We start from the raw sequence: 3,768 nt of genomic DNA, 5'->3' as shown, positions 1-3,768 counted from the left end.
GCGCTTGGGTATCCAGCAGCGGCCCGGTGTCTTCGGTGAGGGCTCGGGTGCGATCGACGACGCCGTTGGCATCGCGGGACAACGTCTTCGACGAATCGAGCAGTGACCCCAGGTCGTAGCCTGTGCCGTTGAAGCCCTGGAAGGACTCGTCGAGCAATTGGCTGAGTTTGGTCTTCGGGATGCTTTGGACCAAGGCATTGACCTGCTCGAGCATTGGGGCGACCGGCTGCGGAATTGTCGTGTCGTGCACCGCGATAACCGAGCCGTCGTGCAGGTAGGGCGGCGAATCGGTTTTGGGCTGCAGGTCCACATACTGTTCACCCACCGCGGAGACACTGAGCACCGCCGCTGTCAGGTCCGCGGGGACCTTAGGTGAAGTACTAAGTGACAGCGTCGCTTTCGCGCCGGTCGGCGTCAAGCCCACCGAGGTGACCTTGCCGAGCTGAACCCCACGGTAGGTCACGTTGGAAAACCGGTACAGGCCGCCGGTGGCCGGCAGCTCCAGCGTCACCGTCATGCGGCCGATGCCCAGCAGGGTCGGCGCTTGAATGTAGAAGAGGACCATGGAGATAACGCCGATGGTTCCCGCGATCGCGAAAACCGCCAACTGGATACGAACGAAGCGCGTCAGCATCTATCCACCCGCTCCCGTTCCAGGTGCCTCCGCGGGAGGCGGCGTTTGACCAAGACCGGCATCAGGCATCGGAGCAGCACCCGGCGGCGGCCCCGGCAGCGGAGCAGCACCCGGCGGCGGCCCCGGCAGCGGAGCAGCGGCAGGCGGCGGTCCCGGCAGCGGTCCGTAATTCCCCGGTCCCGGTGCCGGCACCGCACCCGGTGGGGGCGGGGGCAGCGGCAACGCATTGGGATCGATCCACGGCGGCCTCAACGGGTTATGTAGAGGATCGAGCGTGTAATTGAGGCGATACGGGTCTCCGGGCACCGGTGGCACGGGCATATCCAGTTGCCCCCAGTGGGTTCCCAGGAACAACCCCTTCTTGAGCCGTGGGATCGTCAGGTCGAAATCGAAATGCAGGTTGAAGAAGTCGCCTCGGACCGCTCGGTCGACGAAGTTCTGAGTGAACGGGAACACGAACCCCGCCGCGACCGCCGCGCCGAACTCCGGTCCGACGTCGGCGAGCGCCTTGATGGTCGGCTCCAGGTTTTTGAGATTCTTGACCAGGTCGCCCTGCGCGTCGTTCACTAGCCGGTTGGCGGTATTGCTGAACACGCGAAGATGATCCAGGGCGGCCGTCAGACGCGGCCGCTCCTGGATTAGTACATCGAGCGCCGGTGGTATCTTGCGCAGCGCCTCGCTGACAACGTCACGTTGATCGGCGAAGGTGGCCGACAGCCGATTCAACGCCTGGATGGACGCGACGATGTTGTCTCGCTGATCGTCCAGTGTCCCGACGAAGGTGTCCAGCCGAGTAATCAGGTCACGCACCGCGCCCTCGTGCCCGGACAGGGCCGCCGAGAAGTTGTGGATGACCTCCCCGATCTGTCCCAGTCCACCGCCGTTTACAACCGCGCCCAGCGACGACAGCGTCTGCTCTGTCGACGGGTAGGTCGATGACCGGCTGAGCGGGATGGTGGCGCCCGGCTGCAATCGTCCGGTTCCCTGCTGGCCGAGCGGCGTATTGAGCTCTATATGCATCGAGCCCAGCAGGCTGGTCTGACCGACGGCGGCTACCACGTTGGCCGGGACCACCACATCACGCTTGACCGAGATCTCGACGTCGGCGTGCCAGGCTTGCACCCGCATGTTGCCGACGCTGCCGACGACGACGTCGTCGATCATCACGGGCGAATTCGACTCCATCGTACCGACATTCGGGAGTTCGACGTGGTAGATGTTGGCCCCCGGCCCGCGCCCGACCGCACCGGGCAGTGGCAGTGAATTCAGGCCGTGGAACGCGCACCCCGTCGACGTCAACACCACGCAACAGCCCACGGCGAACATCCGCCTTGCTAGACCTGATGGCCCAGCTCCTCCTCGGGCCGAGCGCCCGCATCGTCGCAGGGCCGCCATCCGGGCGATCATTGTTGTGGCCCATCTGCCGGGAGCAGCATCTCCGACGCGCTCGGCGGGGGCGGTGGCGGCATCGGTGTCGACGGTGGCGGCGGCAGCGGCATCGCCGCGCCCGGTATGCGCTCCGGCGGCACCGCCCCCGGCGGTCCCACCGGGTCACCCGGCAGACCGGTGTACGCCGAAACCGCGGGCGGGATCTCGGGTGCTGCGGGTTTCGGGCCCTCGCCGCCGGGCGCCAGGCGCGGTTCGGTGTAGAGAACCCTGGCCGGGTCAACCGATTTGGCTATGAACGGGTTGATGGGTATTGGCGAGTTGTTCCAGCTGGTCTGCCGCAATCCGGGTCCGAGGAACAGGGAACACAGCTTCCCCGTTTCGACCGCAGTGATGTTCTCGACGGCGCCGATTTGCGTGCAGCCCGCTGTGGACAGCAGAACCTGACCGCCCCATGTGGGATTCGACATGTTCATCAGGCCGAATCCTCCAACGATGGTTCCGGTGTCGGCGTTGTAGTCGTTGAAGAAATTGCCGTATGCGTTCGGCGCCGCGTGCAGAATGTTTTCCAGAGCCATGTGGTGATCGACCAGGTTCTGCGTGACATCGGCCAGCCTGGCGACCTGCTCGCTGGTCTGGTTGCGAGTCCCGGCGATGAATCGCTGCACCTCGCCGACCGCCGTCGACAGATCGGTCAGCGCCGCGTCCAGGTCAGATTTGCTGTCATTGACCACGCCCGTGAGCGTGGCCAGGCGGTCGTTGAACTGCACGAGTTGGACATTGCTGTCGCGCAGCGCGCCAATGAAGGTCTGCAGGTTTTTGATGATGTCGACGATGTTGCCGCTGCCGTTGGCGAGGATCCGGCCCACGCCTGACAATTGGCCGAGCGTTTGCCGCAGCTTGTCGCCGTTGCCGTCCAGCGCGTTGGCGGCGCTGTCGATGAACCGGCCCACGGACGTACCCGACACCCCACTCTTGGGTCCCAAATCCGTTGCCAGCCGCATCAACTGGGTTTTGACCTCGTCCCACTCGACCGGCACCGCGGTGCGTTCGACCGGGATGACTGCGCCATCGCGCATGACCGGCCCACTATCGCGGTAGGCCGGCGAGAGCTGAACGTAGCGGGCGGCCACCAGATTCGGGGCGACGATAATTGCCTTCGCGTCCGCGGGAATGGGCACACCGCGGTCGACCTCGAGGGTCATCTTGGCCTGTGTGCCCTGCGGCTGAATGGATTTGATGTTGCCGACTTTGACACCCGAAACCCGCACCTCGTCGTGGGGATAGATCGCGGTGGCGGTGGTGAAATAGGCGGTAATCGTCCGTGGGCCGAAGAACGTATTACGGACCAGGACGGCAACGCCGGCGACGATGAGCACGACCAAGAGCACCGCTGCCATGGCCGTCACCCGCGTGCGCGGAATCCGAGAGGTCATTGCGACCCTCCGATCCGTCCACCCAACGTGCAGCCAGGGCACTGTGGAATCAAGTTGTACGGCCAAGGGGTCAGCGCCCGAGGCACCGGCGACGGGAAGCCAGGACCCTTGGCAGTGTCGAAGGTGCGGAATCCCCAGAGGTAGTCGAACAACTCCTGGAAGAGTTGCGGGACAAGGAAGTTCGGGGCGAACGCCTGGTATGCGTACATACCGGAGATGGCCTCTCCAGTGGTGATCGCGAATTTTCTGAGACCGTGCAGTGATTGGGCGATGTTGTCGCGGTTCTTCTCCAGCATCGCGGTCACCCGATTA

Annotated in this window: 3 protein-coding genes and 1 pseudogene; all 4 read right to left on the bottom strand. The window is 64.7% G+C overall.

The genetic code is table 11. The features are described from left to right. A partial coding sequence (locus tag JOZ00_RS22730; RefSeq protein ID WP_293348373.1) for an MCE family protein occupies positions 1-634 on the bottom strand: 634 nt, incomplete at its 3' end. After that, entirely contained in the window at positions 635-1,960 is a 1,326-nt protein-coding gene (locus tag JOZ00_RS22725; protein ID WP_293348370.1) for an MCE family protein, read from the bottom strand. It abuts the gene before it with no gap. A gap of 77 nt (positions 1,961-2,037) precedes the next feature. Further along, positions 2,038-3,456, bottom strand: coding sequence for an MCE family protein (locus JOZ00_RS22720; RefSeq protein ID WP_293348367.1), 1,419 nt, complete (start codon positions 3,454-3,456; stop codon positions 2,038-2,040). Then, a pseudogene (locus JOZ00_RS22715) lies at positions 3,453-3,768 on the bottom strand (mammalian cell entry protein); the annotation flags it as partial. The pseudogene JOZ00_RS22715 and the gene JOZ00_RS22720, both read right to left, overlap by 4 nt.

This window comes from Mycobacterium sp., from assembly GCF_019243155.1.
GTDB lineage: Bacteria > Actinomycetota > Actinomycetes > Mycobacteriales > Mycobacteriaceae > Mycobacterium.
The sequence above is the reverse complement of the archived record's forward strand: the minus strand, read 5'-3'. Positions and strand labels throughout refer to the sequence as shown.

Bases quoted from the DNA above. Each gene is read 5' to 3' on its own strand.
- JOZ00_RS22720 (WP_293348367.1), bottom strand. From the start codon at position 3,456: ATGACCTCTCGGATTCCGCGCACGCGGGTGACGGCCATGGCAGCGGTG.
- JOZ00_RS22725 (WP_293348370.1), bottom strand. From the start codon at position 1,960: ATGTTCGCCGTGGGCTGTTGCGTGGTGTTGACGTCGACGGGGTGCGCG.